The sequence below is a fragment of the Mycoavidus cysteinexigens genome (genome assembly GCF_003966915.1).
Classification (GTDB): Bacteria; Pseudomonadota; Gammaproteobacteria; order Burkholderiales; family Burkholderiaceae; genus Mycoavidus; species Mycoavidus cysteinexigens.
On record NZ_AP018150.1, the window covers coordinates 1548422 to 1566826 of the forward strand.

At 47.1% G+C, this 18405-nt stretch carries 17 protein-coding genes; 3 read left to right on the top strand and 14 right to left on the bottom strand.

Going from position 1 to position 18405, the window contains the following annotated elements; all coding sequences use genetic code 11:
* Positions 1–158: 158 nt before the first annotated feature.
* A complete protein-coding gene (locus MCB1EB_RS06375) occupies positions 159–623 on the bottom strand; it encodes a rhodanese-like domain-containing protein (RefSeq protein WP_045362035.1) in 465 nt (154 codons plus the stop codon).
* Positions 624–1024: 401 nt separating this feature from the next.
* On the opposite strand from MCB1EB_RS06375, the gene glnA reads away from it, so the two are divergent.
* Together glnA and MCB1EB_RS06385 are read left to right on the top strand one after the other, a co-directional pair.
* Positions 1025–2440 carry a type I glutamate--ammonia ligase gene (gene glnA, locus MCB1EB_RS06380; protein WP_026921862.1) on the top strand — a complete coding sequence of 472 codons (1416 nt, stop codon included), beginning with the start codon at positions 1025–1027 and terminating at the stop codon, positions 2438–2440.
* A gap of 209 nt (positions 2441–2649) precedes the next feature.
* Complete coding sequence (locus MCB1EB_RS06385; protein WP_045362032.1) at positions 2650–3804, top strand: TDT family transporter; 1155 nt, start codon at positions 2650–2652, stop codon at positions 3802–3804.
* Between the two features lie 289 nt (positions 3805–4093).
* Here the strand turns inward: MCB1EB_RS06385 and MCB1EB_RS06390 are convergent, their stop codons facing one another.
* The 13 genes from MCB1EB_RS06390 to MCB1EB_RS06445 all read right to left on the bottom strand — a co-directional run bounded on the left by MCB1EB_RS06390 (position 4094) and on the right by MCB1EB_RS06445 (position 16514).
* Positions 4094–4540, bottom strand: a complete 447-nt coding sequence (locus MCB1EB_RS06390; protein WP_045362029.1) for a phage tail protein — start codon at positions 4538–4540, stop codon at positions 4094–4096.
* Positions 4541–4943: 403 nt separating this feature from the next.
* Positions 4944–6272, bottom strand: a complete 1329-nt coding sequence (locus MCB1EB_RS06395) for an IS5 family transposase (RefSeq protein WP_126353842.1) — start codon at positions 6270–6272, stop codon at positions 4944–4946.
* Between the two features lie 674 nt (positions 6273–6946).
* Positions 6947–7258, bottom strand: coding sequence for a BolA family protein (locus tag MCB1EB_RS12190; protein ID WP_045362026.1), 312 nt, complete (start codon positions 7256–7258; stop codon positions 6947–6949).
* A gap of 3 nt (positions 7259–7261) precedes the next feature.
* On the bottom strand, positions 7262–7792 hold the full coding sequence (locus MCB1EB_RS12195; RefSeq protein WP_045362024.1) for a septation protein A: 531 nt from the start codon (positions 7790–7792) through the stop codon (positions 7262–7264).
* Between the two features lie 48 nt (positions 7793–7840).
* Complete coding sequence (gene msrB, locus MCB1EB_RS06405) at positions 7841–8248, bottom strand: peptide-methionine (R)-S-oxide reductase MsrB (protein WP_045362021.1); 408 nt, start codon at positions 8246–8248, stop codon at positions 7841–7843.
* A 38-nt stretch (positions 8249–8286) separates the two neighbouring features.
* Complete coding sequence (purL, locus tag MCB1EB_RS06410) at positions 8287–12339, bottom strand: phosphoribosylformylglycinamidine synthase (protein ID WP_045362020.1); 4053 nt, start codon at positions 12337–12339, stop codon at positions 8287–8289.
* Between the two features lie 195 nt (positions 12340–12534).
* A complete protein-coding gene (locus tag MCB1EB_RS06415; protein ID WP_045362019.1) occupies positions 12535–13161 on the bottom strand; it encodes a hypothetical protein in 627 nt (208 codons plus the stop codon).
* A 58-nt stretch (positions 13162–13219) separates the two neighbouring features.
* Positions 13220–13816: a leucine-rich repeat domain-containing protein gene (locus MCB1EB_RS06420; RefSeq protein WP_126353920.1), complete on the bottom strand. Its 597-nt coding sequence runs from the start codon at positions 13814–13816 to the stop codon at positions 13220–13222.
* 791 nt (positions 13817–14607) lie between these two features.
* Positions 14608–15397 (bottom strand): IS5 family transposase gene (locus tag MCB1EB_RS06425; protein WP_126353921.1). Its coding sequence is split into 2 segments (ribosomal slippage): positions 14608–15136 and positions 15135–15397, totalling 792 coding nucleotides; the frame shifts between segments, so codons are not numbered across the junction.
* A 69-nt stretch (positions 15398–15466) separates the two neighbouring features.
* Positions 15467–15748: a hypothetical protein gene (locus MCB1EB_RS12645; protein ID WP_126354057.1), complete on the bottom strand. Its 282-nt coding sequence runs from the start codon at positions 15746–15748 to the stop codon at positions 15467–15469.
* Positions 15709–15915: a leucine-rich repeat domain-containing protein gene (locus tag MCB1EB_RS12650; RefSeq protein ID WP_081953442.1), complete on the bottom strand. Its 207-nt coding sequence runs from the start codon at positions 15913–15915 to the stop codon at positions 15709–15711. The genes MCB1EB_RS12645 and MCB1EB_RS12650 overlap by 40 nt, the downstream gene beginning before the upstream one ends.
* Positions 15902–16216, bottom strand: a complete 315-nt coding sequence (locus tag MCB1EB_RS12655; protein ID WP_081953441.1) for a leucine-rich repeat domain-containing protein — start codon at positions 16214–16216, stop codon at positions 15902–15904. Before MCB1EB_RS12655 ends, MCB1EB_RS12650 begins: the two co-directional genes overlap by 14 nt.
* Positions 16200–16514 carry a hypothetical protein gene (locus MCB1EB_RS06445; RefSeq protein WP_052393600.1) on the bottom strand — a complete coding sequence of 105 codons (315 nt, stop codon included), beginning with the start codon at positions 16512–16514 and terminating at the stop codon, positions 16200–16202. Before MCB1EB_RS06445 ends, MCB1EB_RS12655 begins: the two co-directional genes overlap by 17 nt.
* A gap of 263 nt (positions 16515–16777) precedes the next feature.
* Here MCB1EB_RS06445 and pgi point away from each other — a divergent pair, with 263 nt between their 5' ends.
* Positions 16778–18397 (top strand): glucose-6-phosphate isomerase, encoded by a 1620-nt coding sequence (gene pgi / locus MCB1EB_RS06450; RefSeq protein WP_045362013.1) that lies wholly within the window; start codon positions 16778–16780, stop codon positions 18395–18397.
* Positions 18398–18405: the final 8 nt, after the last annotated feature.

Sequence of the window (18405 nt, forward strand, 5' to 3'; positions counted from 1 at the left end):
AGGCCTTGTTTAGGCTTTACCTTTTTCTTTCAAGTTATTTGGGTAACTTTAGGAAAAAAATCATGGTAAATCAAGAATAGATTCATCCCCAATTTACCTCGAATCACTGAATACCAGACCACACCTGGCTTAATTGATTTTTTTAATGGCTGAGCTCACTAAACACCCAACCACGGCAACCCTTGCCAGCGCCAACCATTAATTGTATTTCGATGGCCGTGACGATCTTTATCGCCTTCAAAGCCTTCGAGTATATCGAAAGCACGCGTGAACCCAGCTTGGGTAGCGGCTGCGGCTGCAAATTTTGAGCGGCCGGCGCTACGGCAGATCAAAAGCAATGGCGTTTCAAAAGTTGCCATTTCACTCAATTGATTAATAAAGGCCATATTGGGCGCACCCGTTGGGTAGCTTATCCATTCGAGATGACTATATTGATTAGCGTTAACGGCGGGCCGCCCTACCCAGTCAAGCTCAGCGCGGGTGCGTACATCAATCATGCGAGCTGCGCCATCCATTTTCAAGATTTCAAATGCTTCAGTAGGCGTCAGTGCGCCAGCATAGGGCAATCCGTGTTCCAGGCAACGCGTTTGGGCCTGGGTGTAAAGCTGCTCAAGTATGCTCATTTAGAGTAGGTATAGATAAAAACTAAAATGTTATTTTATAGCAACGCCTGAGAATTAATTAAACATTTATCAACCTTAGGGTTATTGCTTTTTCTACGGCACGGTTTATAATAATGTCCTTCACTGATTTCAATTCTACCGGGTCTAAAATGGCCCTTCCTGGATCAAAGCAACTTCAGATTTTGTGTGTTTGGCTCGCTAAAATTCATGGACATGGTTGCTATGCATCGCCCTATCAGATGCGTTAAACCCATCCAGATTACTTTCTTATGGTGCAATCTTTTAACCAAGCCATACGTTTAGCTTACCTAAATCCTTACCTTTCCCGCGCTAAAACCCTATATGGGGTCGCCAGCGAAAGAAGTCAATGTTCAACTTGGGCAATTTAGCAGGAGTAGTTTATGAGTAAAACCGTAGCCGATGTAATGCAACTTGTGAGTGAAGAAAACGTCAAGTTTATCGATTTTCGTTTTACCGATACGCGTGGCAAAGAACAGCACCTATCGGTACCGGCAACGGCGTTTGAAGCGGATAAATTCGAAAGCGGCCAGGCCTTCGATGGCTCTTCAATTGCGGGTTGGAAAGGGATTGAATCCTCCGACATGTTGCTCATCCCCGATCCCGACACAGCGTATATTGACCCTTTCTATGAAGAGCCAACCCTGGTTTTGACTTGTGATGTGGTTGAGCCCTCAGATGGCAAAGGTTATGAACGCGATCCGCGCTCCCTAGCCAAACGCGCGCAAGCTTACCTTAAGAGTACTGGCTTAGGCGACACCGCTTATTTTGGACCGGAACCCGAATTCTTTATTTTTGATTCCGTGCAATGGGGCGTTGATATGTCAGGCTCCTTTGTCAAAGTAAATTCAGAAGAAGCACCGTGGTCTTCAGGCAAAGAATATGAACATGGCAACACTGGTCACCGCCCCAATGTAAAAGGCGGCTACTTCCCAGTAGCACCAGTCGATACCTTTCAAGATATGCGCTCTGAAATGTGCCTATTGCTTGAACAGCTCGGCGTGCCAGTTGAAGTGCATCACCACGAAGTGGCAGGTGAAGGGCAAAATGAAATCGGCACAAAGTTTTCAACTTTGGTGCAACGGGCGGATTGGACTCAGATCCTAAAATATGTGGTGCACAATGTTGCGCACACTTATGGCAAAACCGCTACCTTTATGCCTAAACCCATCGTCGGCGACAATGGTTCCGGCATGCATGTTCATCAATCGATCTGGAAAGATGGTCAAAACCTGTTTGCCGGCCATGGTTATGCGGGGCTATCCGAGTTTGCGCTGTATTACATTGGCGGCATTATCAAACATGCGCGGGCGCTGAATGCCATTACAAACCCAACAACCAATTCGTACAAGCGCTTGGTACCCGGTTTTGAAGCACCCGTTAAACTCGCTTATTCAGCGCGTAACCGCTCTGCTTCAATTCGTATTCCGCATGTCTCAAGCCCGAAAGGCCGCCGGATTGAAACGCGTTTTCCAGATCCAATGGCTAATCCGTATTTGGCGTTTTCTGCGCTCTTAATGGCAGGGTTAGATGGTGTACAAAACCGACTTCATCCAGGTGAAGCAGCAGACAAGAATCTTTATGATTTGCCGCCTGAAGAAGATAAGAAAATCCCAACCGTTTGCGCAAGTTTAGATGAAGCACTGCATCACCTCGATCAAGATCGTGAATTCTTAACTCGCGGCGGTGTTTTTACCGATAGCATGCTCGATGCCTACATTGAATTAAAAATGGCGGAGCTGACACGTTTCAGAATGACAACGCATCCAGTTGAATTCGATATGTATTACTCGCTATAAGCAGTAGGTCATAAGCTTAAGAAAAATGGGCAGCGCAGGCTGCCCATTTTTACTACAACGCTAAAACTAAAAAAACTGCCGTTAAGTGTTTTAAACACTTTTTTCTTACCGCTTACGCGTATTACGTCGAACCAAATAAGAAATATTGATAGATAGATCAATAACATCGAGACTATACTGATCTTCCATCGTGTAATAAGGCATTGATCATGATTCCGCTCCCTCTGAATCGCTTGTCACATCCGCGTGAACTCGTCCGGCAATTTACGCCTAATTGGTTTACCGCCACGATGGGTACGGGTATTGTTGCATTGGCGCTAGCGCGCTTCCCTTTTTCAGTCACTGGGGTTAAGGCAGCGGGTGAGGTGCTTTGGTTGATCAATATAGGTTTATTTATAGTGTGTAGCCTGTTATATGCGGCACGCTGGATATTTTTCTTTGATGGAGCCAAACGCATTTTTCAGCATAGCTCGATGGGAATGTTTTTTGGCGCGATCCCGATGGGGCTCGCGACCATCCTTAACGGTTTTTTGGTTTTTGGCACTGAACGATGGGGGCACATCGCGGTCGAAATTGCTACCCTCCTTTGGTGGCTGGATGCAGCGCTAGCTCTGCTCTGTGCCTGGCTAATTCCGTTTCTGATGTTTACCCGCCAAAACCACACCTTGCAAAACATGACAGCCATTTGGCTACTGCCGATTGTGGCGGCGGAAGTAACCGCTGCATCGGGTGGTTTGCTGCTGGGCTATTTGCCAGCGAATCCAACCTCTAGCTCTATTTTATTTTTCAGCTATGTGCTGTGGGGGACTTCGGTTTTGCCCGCTTTGGGGATACTCGCCATTTTGTTTCTACGCATGGTGCTGCATAAATTGCCCGGCCGCGATATGGCTGTCTCAAGCTGGCTTTCAATTGGTCCGATCGGCACAGGTGCGCTCGGTCTGCTGCAACTGGGCGAACAAGCGCCGCGTATTCTGGTTGCACCCGAACTTGTTAGTGTCGGACAACTTGCCGAAAGTACTGGCATCATCGGCGCCTGTATCTTATGGGGCTATGGTTTGTGGTGGTTGGTGCTCGCGATTTTGACCACCCTGCATTATATGCGGCAAGGATTACCTTTTAATATGGGATGGTGGGCGTTTACGTTTCCAATCGGTGTCTATGCGTTAGCAACCTTAACATTGGCGCGGATCACGGGGGTCGAGTTGTTTGCCCTACTGGGGACTATTTTCGTCTGCATGTTGCTTGGCTTCTGGCTGATTGTTACAGGGCGCACCCTCATGGGTATTTATCATGGCACGCTATTTGTAGCGCCCTGCCTGGAAGGGACAAAATTACAATCGCCAGTGCCGCTAAAGCGCTTATAACCTATAAGTAGGACTCATTTTTAATTTAAGATAACGTTATATTTTTTTACTTGTAGACGTTTTAGAATTTCTCGAGTAGTCGAGTAGCCCGAAGGAATCTCACCCTCAAGCTCTCACGCAACCAGACGTGAATCTCTCGATCCTATCGTCCAACCATTCCGGCGCGGTTAATACGCCAAAGAGTAATGACACGTTTCAACCATGCTCTCGCCCTTGTCGCATTTACCCAGCCGTTTATACTTGGATATAGGCACCCCCTATTACTATTAAGATGTATATAATTCTGCTATTAGGCGATTTTGCCCACTGTATAACTGTCCACTTGTAACTTCAAGGATCTAATAACGATAACTTTATCGCTACTTGCATCAAAGTTAGTTTCAGAGAATTTAAGCGGTATAGCATTGTGAAGCGTCCAGCTTGTCGGCTGTACTACAGTACCTTCCTGATTCGCCATTTTAATAAAAACATTTTTTGTCTGCTTCGGATTTGAAGTAATCCAATTATGAATTAACCCTCGCTCTCTAACTACACCATCTTTTAAAGTAACAGTGATTGGTATTTGTGAGACGATACTAAATAGATTACTCACTCCCGCTCGCGGTTCAATCCTCTCGGTCGAGACTGTATCCAAACCACGTGCATTACAGAATACCCCTTCTTCACCGTCAACAATAAGAACGCTACGAGCCGGACGATAAACATAACTAGAATAACCTGTATTAATACCTTCCATTATTTTTCCTTTTGATGGTTAAGATAAAAAACCATTTCAACTCATATTCATGGCTTCACCAAAAAACTCTGATTTTCCCACTAAGGAAAGCACGTATATTACTTTTTAATACTCTATTGCCCAATCACAACACGCACACACGAATTGCCTGAAACTAAAAGTAACCCAGATATCGCCGCGCCAACGCGTCGCGTGTACAGGTCTTGTATCTCGAGCAGACTGGACTTTTTCAGGGACAACTATCTAGTGACCCAATATTAGCTGGATTGCCAGAGCACATCAATAGCGTAAGCTGAAGAGATGCACCATTATTTTGAATGCTTTACTACTTTGTATTTAGAATCAGAGCGTATTTGTAGGCATCTTAAGTAGTCGTCGCTGAATAAATCGTTTTGTGAACTAATTAGAACCAAAACCTGAAACCAACAGCAAACGTAGGGCGGAAGAAATCGGATAAAAGTAAAACGTAAAAAAGCCGAAGCTTTCTGAGGATCATCCGTAAGTTATGCCCAGCGCCACAGAGCACAGCGTGTATGGCATCGCCTAATGCCCCTTTGAGCCAATTCCGACCAAGTTTCCCATCCGTCTTCATATGACCGATGATAGGTTCAATGGCACTGCGTCGTTTGATGATAGCACTTAGCGTACGTGTGATACCCCGGCGCATACCTGAGTGATAGATTTTTACGCCATCGACCTCAACCCCTTTGTAACCGCGATCTACGATCGCAACTTCGGGCGTCACATCACTCAGAATTGCGGCTTGTTCTAGTGCTTCAGCCAGCGTGTGACCGTCGTAAGGGTTTCCCGGCATCGAGCGCGCACCCAACACAAGTCCTTCCTGGTGAGTTGTCGTAATCGATACTTTGACACCGAACTCGTAGGGCTTACGTGCCTTGCCCTTGGCTATACACTCCACTTCCGGTGCATGCAGGGCATAAAGTTTGTTTTTATCCTTGGGGCTTTGCGAAATGATTCTTTTCGTACGGGCTATCAACTCTCGCAAGGCATCATGGCTTTTCTCCGCCACCGACTCGATTTGTCTCTCAACATCGCGCATCACTCGTCCCACTCGAGAACGCAGTGTGCCTAACGCTTTGTTCATCCGTTTGTATTGCTTCGCATGCGCATAACGGCTGACTTGGAGTGACAAACGGGGCGCCACTCGGTTGTAATTTTGTCGCAACTGCAAACCATGTTGGGCTGCCGCTTTCACCAAATGCTCTCGACAACGCTCGAGCAATCTGGAATCGGTCGGATGGGCTATCGCCTTCTCCATCACGGTGGTGTCTACGATCACTCGTTTCACGCTCGATGCTTTGATCACATCACTCCGTTTCGCCGCTTCGATCGTCTCGGCTAATAACTCTTCGACTCCCGCCTCGCCAAGACGTTTCCGCCAACGCGTTAGGCTTGATGCATCTATGGGCGCTTCTGTTTGTAAATACTCCTCTCCCGTGAATACTTGCCAATATGGGTTTTCTAGCCACGACCCAACGACTTCTTCATCAGACAAGTTGAACGCATATTGCAAATACAATAACCCCGCTATCAGGCGAGGGGACTTGGCTGGGCGACCTCTCGATGAGGTAAAACTCTCACTCATCGATTCGCTTAATTTCTCCCAATTGATCAAATCTCCTAAACCTACCAACTCATGTTTCAGATTGATCTGCTCTCTTAACGGTTGTCTGAACATATCTGCTTCAATCACTTGCGCCTTCGGTCTCATTCTTTTCTCATCAAAATTTGCAGGCTTTATTTTCTCAATATGCCATTTTCTTGCAATTTATGCCACTACATTTCGCTTAAAAAGTCTTAGCACATAAGGGCTTACGAATTATTCAGGGGCGACTAAGTACCTCCCTCTCCAGATACCTACAAAGACATCTGTGCACCTAGGATCGGTCGCGTTGTTTTTGCTTGGAGTTTGAGGGGATAAATCCCCCGTTAACCCTTATTTGACAAGGCTTTTTTTATTTTAAGGGGGAATTAATCACTACTCTTTTGGTTATTTGGTGGGCCCCCCGGGAGTCGAACCCGGCACCAACGGATTATGCTTACCCACTACGGTTTTCACCGCCTCTTTCGAGTTTGGGGTCTGGACTGTCTCTTGTCTTTACGACCTGCCCGTACAGTCTCTACACGTTCCCTGTCAAAAAACTTACTTTAACAGGGCTTCGCTCGGGATTACCACGGCAGTAGCCAGAGGCTTCCCCGATTTTGAGCAGTTCTACTAGGAAGCAATCTTAACTTAAATTACTCCGAAGCAACCCATTTGGCAGTTTGCCATGGCGCCACCATACGTTGACGCTTTAGGCCGACCGCCGATTAAGTCCGCTGCTCTAACCATGCATGAGCTAGAGGCCCTTTTTGATTGTCAATACAACAAAGGCTGCAATTCTACTACGAAATCGCCTGAGTTTTGCTAGATAGCGCATCAAATTCTTCTGGCGTATAGGCAGCAATGGCAAGTGCGTGAATCGCGCCTTGCATGGCATCGTCAAGCGCATCATAAATTAAGCGATGACGCGCTACCCGAGTTTTGCCAGCAAAGCTCGTGGCCACCACGGTTACGCTAAAATGCCCGCCAGATTTAGCGCCGGCATGACCTACATGCTGCGCACCGTCATCGTCTACAGTTAAATAGAGCGGCGCCAGCGCATCACGCAGCCGCGTTTCAATCACTGCCAGCGGATTATTAGACCAAACAGACATAAATTACTCACTCTTTAAATATCGGGTTAACCAAATACTTTGGATGATGATAAAAATAAACATCAAAGCAGTACCACCGAACAGCTTGAAGTTGACCCAAGTATCGGTTGAAAACTGATACGCAATGACCAAATTTAAGCAGCCTAAGACCACAAAAAAGCCCGCCCAAGCCGAATTCAAAGCACTCCAAGCGCGCTGCGGCATGACAATTTTTTTACCCAGCATCGCTTGCATTAGGTTTTTATTAAAAGCAAATCTTGAAATGATCAAGGTTAACGCAAATACCCAGTACAGGACGGTGGGTTTCCATTTGATAAACATTTCATCGCGCAACAAAAGGGTCGAGCCGCCAAGCACAACAATCACCCCTAGGCTGACCCATAAAGCAGGCTCTACCTTGCGATGACGGAAGGCCACCCAAGCGATCTGTGCAAGGGTTGCTGCAATTGTTACAGCCGTTGCAACAAAGATGCCCCACACTTTGAAAGCAACAAAAAAAAGAGCAACAGGAAAAAGATCGAATAAAAATTTCATTGGTGTGTCTATAGAGTCAATTAATTGACGTAAAGTTTAAATCTTAAGCTATTCAGGCTTAGGATCGAATTCTAACGCAGCTGAGTTAATACAGTAGCGTAGCCCAGTTTGAGTCGGACCATCCGTAAATACATGTCCGAGATGAGCTGCGCATTGCTGACAACGGACTTCAACCCGCGTCATTTGGTAAGAATGGTCAACCTTTTCTTCAATTTTCTCACTGGCCACCGGCCGATCAAAACTTGGCCAGCCACAGGCCGCATCAAATTTAGCCGCCGACGCAAAAAGTGGCGTGCCGCAACAAACACATTGATACACGCCAGTTTGCCAATGATCCCAGTAAGCACCGCTAAAAGCCGGCTCGGTGGCAGCTTGCCGAGTCACTTTATAGGCTACATCAGAAAGCTGTTGGCGCCATTCTTTAGCAGATTTTTTAGGCGTATCTTTAGGGTTCATAGTGCTACTCTTGCTACCTTAAGTTGCATAAGCTCACTTTACCCCAGCCAGCGCCGCGCATTACGGAAGATTCTAAGCCATGGGCTGTCTTCCCCCCACTGCTCAGGATGCCAGCTCATTTGCACCGTGCGAAACACTCGCTCAGGATGCGGCATAAGTACGCTAAACCGGCCATCAGGTGTGGTCACGCCCGTGATACCGGCTGGTGAGCCATTCGGATTAAACGGATAGCGCTCGGTGGCAGTCCCTGCGTGATCAATATAACGCAATGCGGTCAAATGTGGGTTAACCTCAGCCAAGCTACCTTGCTGCGAAAAATCAGCATAGCCTTCGCCATGCGCGACAGCAACGGGCAGACGCGAGCCGGCCATCCCATCAAAAAACAAGGAGGGCGAAGCTTGCACCTCAACCAACGAGAGCCGCGCTTCAAACTGTTCTGATTTATTCCGCGTGAATTTAGGCCAGGCTTGCGCACCCGGAATCATCGGCGCAAGGGCGCTTAGCATTTGGCAGCCATTGCATACGCCAAGCGCAAAGGTATCGCCACGCGTAAAGAACTCAGCAAACATGGCGGCGAGCAGGGTATTAAATTGGATGGTTTTGGCCCAGCCCTCGCCCGCCCCTAAAACATCGCCATAAGAAAATCCCCCACACGCAACCAACCCAGTGAAGTCCGCCAGTGACGCCCGACCTGCCAGCAAATCACTCATATGCACATCATACGCAGCAAAACCAGCACGATCAAAGGCATAGGCCATCTCAAGATGCGAATTGACGCCCTGCTCCCGCAAAATCGCGACACGGGGCCGCACACCCGTGGCGATAAACGGCGCAGCAATATCCTCCGCAGGATTAAAATTGAGTTGCGCGGATAAACCAGGATCATCCGCGCTCAGCAATGTCTCGTATTCACTATCTGCGCACTCTGGATTATCGCGCAAACGCGCAATGCGCCAGCTCGGTTCGCTCCAGGCGCGCTGCAATTCAACCCGTGACGCGCTGAAGATCTTTTTGGTATCACGCCAGATCTCAATCGTATCGGCTTGATTAGGTTTGCCAATCACATGGCTACACGCTGCTAGCCCATGCTCGCGCAAGACCGCAAAAACCGCATCGCGCTCTGCTGCCCCGACTTGTATCACCGCACCGAGTTCTTCAGTAAATAGCGCGCGCAAGGTGAGCTCTTCACGCCGACCGACAATTTGTCGCGCCCAATCTTTGGCGTCGCCGTAGTCGGACTCGTGCCCAGCCTCTAGGGTCAGCATATCGATATTCAGTGAAACCCCCAGATGACCCGCAAAAGCCATTTCGCACACCGTCGTAAAAAATCCCCCATCCGAACGGTCATGATACGCCAGCAATTTACGCTGTGCATTCAGTAGCTGAATCGCCGCAAAGAAACTCTGCAAAGCTTGCGGATCATCTAGGTCCGGCGCGGTGTCGCCAACTTGCTGCGTAACCTGTGCCAAGATACTGCCGCCTAGACGATGCTGCGCCCGTCCTAAATCAATCGCAATTAATAAAGTTTCGCCCTCTTCTGCAGTACGCAATTGAGGGGTCAAGTGATTGCGGATATCAGTCACCGGCGCAAAGGCAGAAATAATCAATGAAACCGGGGATGTCACTTCTTTATGCGCCCCGTCGTCTTGCCACTGGGTACGCATCGATAATGAATCTTTGCCCACTGGGATGCTTATCCCCAGTGCTGGGCACAATTCAAGTCCAATCGCGCGCACCGTGTCATAGAGGGCCGCATCCTCGCCCGGGCTACCGCAGGCGGCCATCCAGTTAGCGGATAATTTGACTTCCGTTAAATCTGCAATCGGGGCTGCCGCAAGGTTAGTAATGGCTTCGCCGAGCGCCATACGACCTGAAGCCGGCGCATTGATAACCGCGAGCGGCGCGCGCTCCGCCATCGTCATTGCCTCACCTTGATAGCCCGCATAATCCAAGGCCGTAATCGCGCAGTCCGCGACTGGCACTTGCCAGGGGCCGACCATCTGGTCACGCACCGATAAACCACCTACGGTACGATCGCCAATCGTAATTAAAAATGATTTACTCGCTACGCTCGGATGCTTAAGCACCGCCAAAGCGATTTCCGCTAACTCCAGCCCAGTCAATTCGAGCGGCGCCAAGTCTGGCTGAGTACGCTTAACCTGACGTTTCATCTGCGGCGCTTTGCCAAACAAAATATCCATTGGCAAGTCGATCGGCGCAGCTGTCTGGGTTAGTGGCTGCGTATCAATCAGTTGCAAATGCTGCTGATCGGTGGCGCTACCCACCACCGCAAACGGACAGCGCTCGCGTAAGCAGATTGCCTCAAAGGCTTTCAGCTCAGTCGGCGCAAGCGCCAAAACATAACGCTCTTGCGCTTCATTGCTCCAGATCTCACGAGGCGAGAGACCGCTTTCCTCTAGCGGTATAGCGTTCAGCGCAAAACACGCGCCTTGGTTTGCGCCAGCGACTAATTCGGGCAAAGCATTGGATAAACCACCCGCCCCCACATCATGAATACTAAGAATCGGATTCTCCGCGCCTAACTGCCAGCAAGCGTTAATCACTTCTTGCGCTCGGCGTTGCATCTCAGGATTGCCGCGCTGCACCGAATCAAAATCAAGCTCAGCGGTATTCGTGCCGGTCGCCATTGAACTCGCTGCTCCGCCGCCCATGCCAATCCGCATCCCTGGCCCACCGATTTGCACCAGCAAGGTACCTGCCGGAAAATCAATTTTATGCGTCAGTTCATCCGCAATGCTGCCCATGCCGCCGGCAATCATAATCGGCTTATGATAACCGCGCATTACTTGCCCCACGTTTTGTTCATAAACGCGGAAATAGCCGCCTAAATTGGGCCGACCAAATTCATTATTGAACGCTGCCGCACCGAGCGGGCCATCGATCATAATTTGTAACGGAGAAGCAATTTGCACTGGGCGGCCATAAGGTGTTGGTGCCGCCGCGCCCGGCCTCGTATGCACCGGTTGCGTCACATCGCAGGCATTCTCCCAATTGGCTACCGCGCCAGGCAAATGGAGATGTGATACCGAGAACCCCGCCAACCCAGCTTTGGGTTTAGCTCCGCGACCGGTAGCCCCTTCGTCTCGAATTTCACCACCAGCACCCGTGGCGGCGCCTTGAAATGGAGAAATCGCGGTAGGGTGATTATGCGTTTCGACTTTCATCAAAGTATGCATCAACCCTTCACTGGACTGATACTGATGGTCCGCTCCTTGCGCAAACCAACGTTGCGCCTGCGCCCCTTGCATCACTGCCGCATTATCTGAATAGGCAACAATCGTGCGCTGCGGGTGTAATGCATGCGTATTTTTGATCATCTCAAATAAAGAATGATCCTGCTGCTCACCATCAATCGTCCAACGCGCATTAAAAATCTTATGGCGGCAGTGCTCGCTATTTGCTTGCGCAAACATCATTAATTCAACATCGGTCGGATTACGGCCCAGTTGTTTAAAAGCCGCCATCAAATAATCGATTTCATCCTCAGCCAAGGCCAGACCAAGCGTAAGATTCGCCGCTTCCAGGGCTCGCCGGCCGAGACTCAGCTCAACGCTTTGCAAGGGTTGGGCAGGTAATTCATCGAATAAGCGTTGTGCTTCAGCGCGGCTTGCCAGTACCGTTTGAGTCATTCGATCATGCAAAACCTCGGCAATTGCGGCGCGGGATTCTTCCGTGACAGCCTTATTACTGCCAAACCAGACGCTACCGGTTTTAAAAATCACCGTATATTCGATAGCCCGCTCAATCCGGCGGACAGTTTGCAAACCGCAATGATGCGCAATTTCAGTCGCTTTACTGGCCCACGGTGAAATCGTACCAAAACGCGGTATGACTAAGAAAGTCTCGCCTTTTTTAGGACCTTTATCGGATCCTAACTCACCATAATGCAGTAGCGCTTCAATCCGCTCTGACTCGCCGGCACTGAGCGGCGCAGTACTGTGCACCAAATGCAAGTAGCGTGCATGCAGATCCACAATATTAGAATCTATCGTTTGCAGCATTTGCAATAGCTGCGCGCAACGAAAATTAGAAAGCGCTAACGCGCCAGGGAAATATGAGAAGTGGGTCATGTAGCGGATGCGTAGAGTGACGTGTGAGGTACGCCGCAAGGCAGATAAACGTTTATTATACCTGCAATTGCCGGGCGGCTGGGTCAGAGCCAAAGCGCTTGCTCGCCCTACCCACTTTTACCCTCTGCTCTGAGCGATTGACTTACATCTATAACAAAATTGCGCATACAAAAAAATAATTGTACCTAAATATTTTTATTGAACGATACCATTATCATCTCCAACCAACCCAACATTATAAGAATCTATTAGGCTTCCTTTTCTCGCCACTCTGGATAAATTCAATAATGTTTTTTCAGCCTGTACTAATCCGGTTTTGTTAGAAACATACTTATCTTTTACTCTTGCTATTATAAATTTTATAATTCTTGGCAAATTATAATCCTGTTCCAATAAGGTGTATTCTCCCTGCAGACCGGATTCGATTGTGATTGAATCGTCGAACAACTTTCTCTCATTGAGATAAGGATTTGAAACACTTCCAATTCTTATAACAAAACCACCTCTTGTTAATAAATTATGACTCCATTCATTGATTACTCTAAAACCGAATGGAGAAATAGCCAAAATTACATCCACAATTTCATGATGTATTTCTGTTGGATATTGTGTAAATTGTGCTTTCCCACGTTCAACTGCATTAAAATATGTAATGAAATCTATATCATTTAATATTCTACTATTTTCTTCACCCTCTTTACTTACCAGATACAAAGGATCGTAATTTATTACGTAATCAAATATATTTTTACCATTAAAATTTAAATCGTCTGGCACGAGCGGCAAATATCCGCATCCCATATTTAATAACACACTATCCATTGCCTATACCTATAATTTAAATATAAACTTAATGTGAATTTAAATTAAATTTAATACCTTATAAATTAGGGGTAACGTATTCTCCATCGGGCCATATCACTTCTTTTAAGTTAAGACAAATTATTGATTCCGGTAAATCCGTTTCTACAATTTGCGTTTCAAATAAATTGAGTTTATTTAAATTCACAAGATTTCCTATACTATCTGGCAATGTTTTTATAGGAGTTTTTGATAAATTCAAATCTTTTAAACTAGACATACTTCCCACGTTTTCTGGAATTATCGATATCGGAGTATCTGATAAATTTAGTCGCTCAAGGTTTTTCAAGTCAACTAAAAAGCTTGGAAAGCTGTCAATTAATGTGTTCGATAAATTTAGATTTCTTAATTCTGACAGCTTGTTTAATCCTGTAGGCAGACTGGTAATTTTGATGCCAGAAAGATCCAATGACTCCGCCCGATTCTCATAGGCAGCCTGCATACTTTGTGCCGCTTCTTTTCTAGCGTCCGTTTCATATGGTTCTGCTTGATCTATCCAAACGTTTAAGTTATGGGTAAATACACCCTCTACGGGCTGAGCTCCAACCTGGCCGCTTAAAGCGAGACACATGCTAATCAGTGCGCACCAACCTAGCCAATTTTGTCGTTTTTTCATTGCTTTATCCTCTGAGGGTTTGTTATTGCTAATAAACCTCTGCATAACCTCATAGCGAGAAATGCAAAGATATAAACATTGCCGCTGGCGCAGCGCCAAGGGCGATGCTGATGTCAAATATAGGAGAGGAAAAAGCATTAGGCAATTTATTCTACTTAGTCGAAAGGAAAGTGTTTCATTTGGGAGACTAACGGCCGCACTCGAGGAAGCGAATACGTTGGCAGTGTCCAACAGCCACAATATCTAAATGAACGGAACCACGAATGGCATCCTAAAGAGAAATATTTAATCCAAAAAGGGGGAGCCACTTAGGATGTTAATTATGCTAAGTTGAGCATCATCTAGGGGCGCAGAAAGACCCTGCGCTCTGTTGGCTGGCCGTAATACCGCATCGAGCCTAGCCTTATCTCACAATCAACAGCCCTGCCGTGGGGCAATGTTCATTCACTCTTCGAGGCTTTTTCTAACCCATCAAGATAAGCCAATGAACGCTGAATAAACACGGATCTTTTGTTTTCCATAGAAATATTCCGGGTTTTCTTCAAGCCTTTCTCAATCCGTTCAGTTGATTGTTCTGGTTATCGACTCCGCAAGGTTTTGGGGGTAGATTTTTTACTTACTTGCTCTTCATCCCAGCCTCTAATTCTAACCATATCTTCCAGAGACGTTTTCACTTGAGCATGCTTATAAAATGTACTAGGCAGTATTTTTTCTGCTTATCATAAGCCGCAATAAATATTATTAAAAGTTTTTTTAGCTGAAAGAGGTCCTCGCCATGGCTAAGAGCCTGTTTAGCATTTTTTAAGAAGTAATACCAAAAAAGCGAGATGTACAAACTGCAAGCTGGTATTGAGTTTACGCTCACAGTTTTTCCATAATCGTCGGCATTTCTCAAGCCAGGCGAAGGAGCGCTCTACGACCCAACGCTGAGGAAGCACCGCAAAAATATGCAACTCATGGCGTTTGGCAATCTGCACAGAAGCGCCGATTTTTTCGTAGACTCTCTGTGCAAAAGGTTGTCCCGTATAGCCACTATCCGCCAAGACAGCCGTCACTTCGCAGAGAGTCTCCTTGCTGCGCTCAACCGCAATGAGCACCCCAGCACGATCCGTCACATTCGCCGTCGTTACTGCCATCGCATGAGGGAACCCTTGCGTATCCACAAGAATGTGGCGCTTGATGCCGGATATCTTTTTCCCCGCATCGTACCCTTTCGCCTGCGCGGTATCCGTATTCTTCACGCTTTGGGCATCAACTATACAAAAGCTTGTTTTGGCGCTCCGCCCCCGTTTCATACGGACCGCGCCAACTACATTTTTTTAAAGCCTGCTCTAGCAGGCTGGCTTCGTCCGAGGATGCCTTCATCCAATGACGGTAATGGAAATACACCACTTGCCACTTGGGAAAATCGCTCGGTAACATCCGCCACTGACAACCACTCTTCAACAGATACGTAATCGCACAAAATATATCGTACAGGTCGAACCTCCGCGCACGACGCTTCTTTTTTGACCCTTCTAGCATCGGACGTATCATGTCAAACTGCTCACGGCTTATATCACTTGGGTACGCTTTTCTCATCTCAATTACTCTTGCAGTATCTTTCAGTGCAATGAGTATCTCAGATTTGTGTTAAATGCTAAACAGGCTCTAAGAGCGATACTCTGCATCTAATAAATTAGTAGGATCTTTGCCAAGGTTATCATGAAGTTCGAAAAACTCGCTCTTGTGCTTATGAAACTTTAAAGCATGCGATAAACTAAAATTAGATAAATTTAAAATCTGCAAGGCGCGCAACTTTCCAATCTCTTCTGGAAAAATCTCTAATTGATTAAAAGATAGGTCAAAAATTTCTAATTGGGTAAATTCGCCAATCGATCTAGGTAAGCTCCCTAAGCGATTGTTATTGAGGTAGAAAGCGTTAATTGCGATAAATTTCCAAGCGCTTCAGGTAGACCGCTCAACTGGTTGGAAGATAGATTCAGCAAAGCTAGCTTCCGCAAGTTGCCAATTCCATCGGGCACATGGCTTAGCGCGTTATTGGACAAATCTAAATGCCGCAACTTTTGGAGTTTTTCAATCTCCTCAGGGTACGCTATCTAATTGATTACTTGCTAGAACACAAGTCTCCAACGCTCGCCATGCGCCCATCGATTTTGGTAAACAACTCAGACAATTTTTCTCGAGATGTAAGCGCATTAAACCGTGTAAGTTTCCGATCGACCCAGGCAAGCTACTTAATCGATTAGATGATAGATCTAAATCTTTTAACTCGCACCATGCACCGATCGCTTCTGGCAAGCTAGTTAGACAATTTTTCTGAAGGTATAAATGCGCTAACTGGCGTAAATTTCCAATAGATTGGGGTAGATCGTTTAACTTATTATGCGACAGACTCAGTTTTTTTTAACTCCGACAACGCACCGATAGATTCGGGTAGCTGGCTTAGCTGATTACTGGACACATCCAAGTCCTGTAATGCTTGCAGCTCTTTAATCCAGGTGGGCATGCTTTCCAATTGATTAGAGCGCAAATTTAAAACCGTCAAATCTTGGCAAAAACGTAGCGCATCAGGCAGGTTGCGTAAGCCTAATTTCGTCAAATCTAATTCTTTTGGGTCTAGCTCGACGCGGGTCGCATTCGATAAAATTCTCCGTGCCGCTTCTGCTCGGTTTTCCCCTGAGCTTGCCTGGTTCATCCAAGCTTTTATGAGGACTCAAGTTCGGCTAGAGTAGGCTTAGGATTAAAGTGTCGCTGAAGCGGGCTTAAGGACGAACCATTGAAAGGCGTAATTGGCAGCATTGTCAATCTTCTATCAAAAAAAGAAATTATATTTACTCACACTTTGTAATCAATGCGCAGCGCGTAATGTGCTAGCCTGGCTTGGCAGATATATAGGTTATGTAGTATAGATGCTTGAGCTAAAATTATTCACTTTTTGACTGGCATTTTACCCACACCATGCCCTTAAAATCACTTGCTGCTTGGACTGCACTAGATGCTCATTATGCTGCTATTGGCACAGAGCACATGCGTGATTGGTTTGCTGCAGCAAACGATCTCCACCCTACTCGCGCTCAACGTTTTACGCTTGAAAGCTGTGGCATCACGCTTGATTTCTCAAAAAACCGCATTACAGATCAAACGCTTCAGTTGCTGATGCAACTTGCTCATGAAGCTTGCGTGCCAGCAGCGCGTGACGCTATGTTTGCAGGCGAGATTGTTAATCCGACCGAAGCTCGCGCTGCTTTACATACGGCCTTACGCGCGCAGAATCCACCCGCGCCTTATGCCGCACAGATTAAGCACGAGTGGAACCGCATGGTCGACTTTGCAAATCAAGTGCGTGAACAGCAATGGCGAGGTCATACGGGCAAACCGATTCAATCTATTGTGAATATCGGTATCGGTGGTTCGGATCTGGGACCCAAAATGCTGTGCCATGCACTGGCTCCTTTAGGTGACCCTAGGCTATCGATGCACTTTGTCTCGAACGTGGATGGCGCAGATTTACAGCGGGTACTCAGCCAGCTTGATCCAGCGACTACACTCGCCGTGATTGTCTCAAAAACATTTACCACCCTTGAAACCATGACCAATGCAGAGTCTTTGCGTCACTGGTTGCTTAACCATGGCGTGCCTGAAGCTAAGCTTGGCCAGCATTTGGTCGGGGTCACAGCTGATCCAGCGAAGGCGGTCCAATTCGGTATTCTGCCAGAGCAAGTGTTTAAAATCTGGGATTGGGTAGGCGGTCGTTATTCATTATGGTCAGCCGTGGGCTTATCCGCTCTGCTGTATCTTGGGCCGACGCACTTTGCTAAGTTACTGGCGGGCGCCGCACAAATGGACCAGCATTTTCGTGAAGCACCGTTGATACGCAACTTACCGATTATTTTGGCTTTACTCGGCATTTGGTATCGCAATTTTTTTGGTGCACCGAGCTACTCGATTGCGCCTTATGCCGCGGCTTTACGCTATTTTCCGGCGTATTTGCAACAGTTGGAGATGGAAAGTAACGGCAAATCCGTGTGTTTAGATGGATCTTTTGCCGACTATGAGACCGTTCCAATCGTTTGGGGGGAAACTGGGACGAACGGACAACATGCATTTTTCCAGATGTTGCACCAAGGCTCTACGATGGTGCCGGTTGATTTTATTCTCCCACTCACGCCTGAGCATGAGCTGGCTCACCATCATCCCAAATTACTGGCTAATTGTTTCGCGCAAAGCCAAGCGCTTATGCTGGGACGCACGCTCGAGGCCACTCAGCAACGGGTAGGGCCAGACCAGCAAGCGATATGCCCTCATTTAACCTTTGCAGGTAATCGGCCGAGTAATACGATTATGCTGGATGCCCTAACACCTCATACGTTGGGAGCGTTAATTGCGGTTTACGAACATAAAACCCTAGTGCAAGCCACGATTTGGAATATAAACCCGTTCGATCAATGGGGTGTAGAACTTGGCAAGCAACTCAGCGCTGTGATTGAAAATGATTTAGTCACTCAAACCGTGAATCAAGCACATGATTCATCAACGCGTGCATTAATTGCCCACGCGCTACGCGTGACGCATCTATAATCACACCC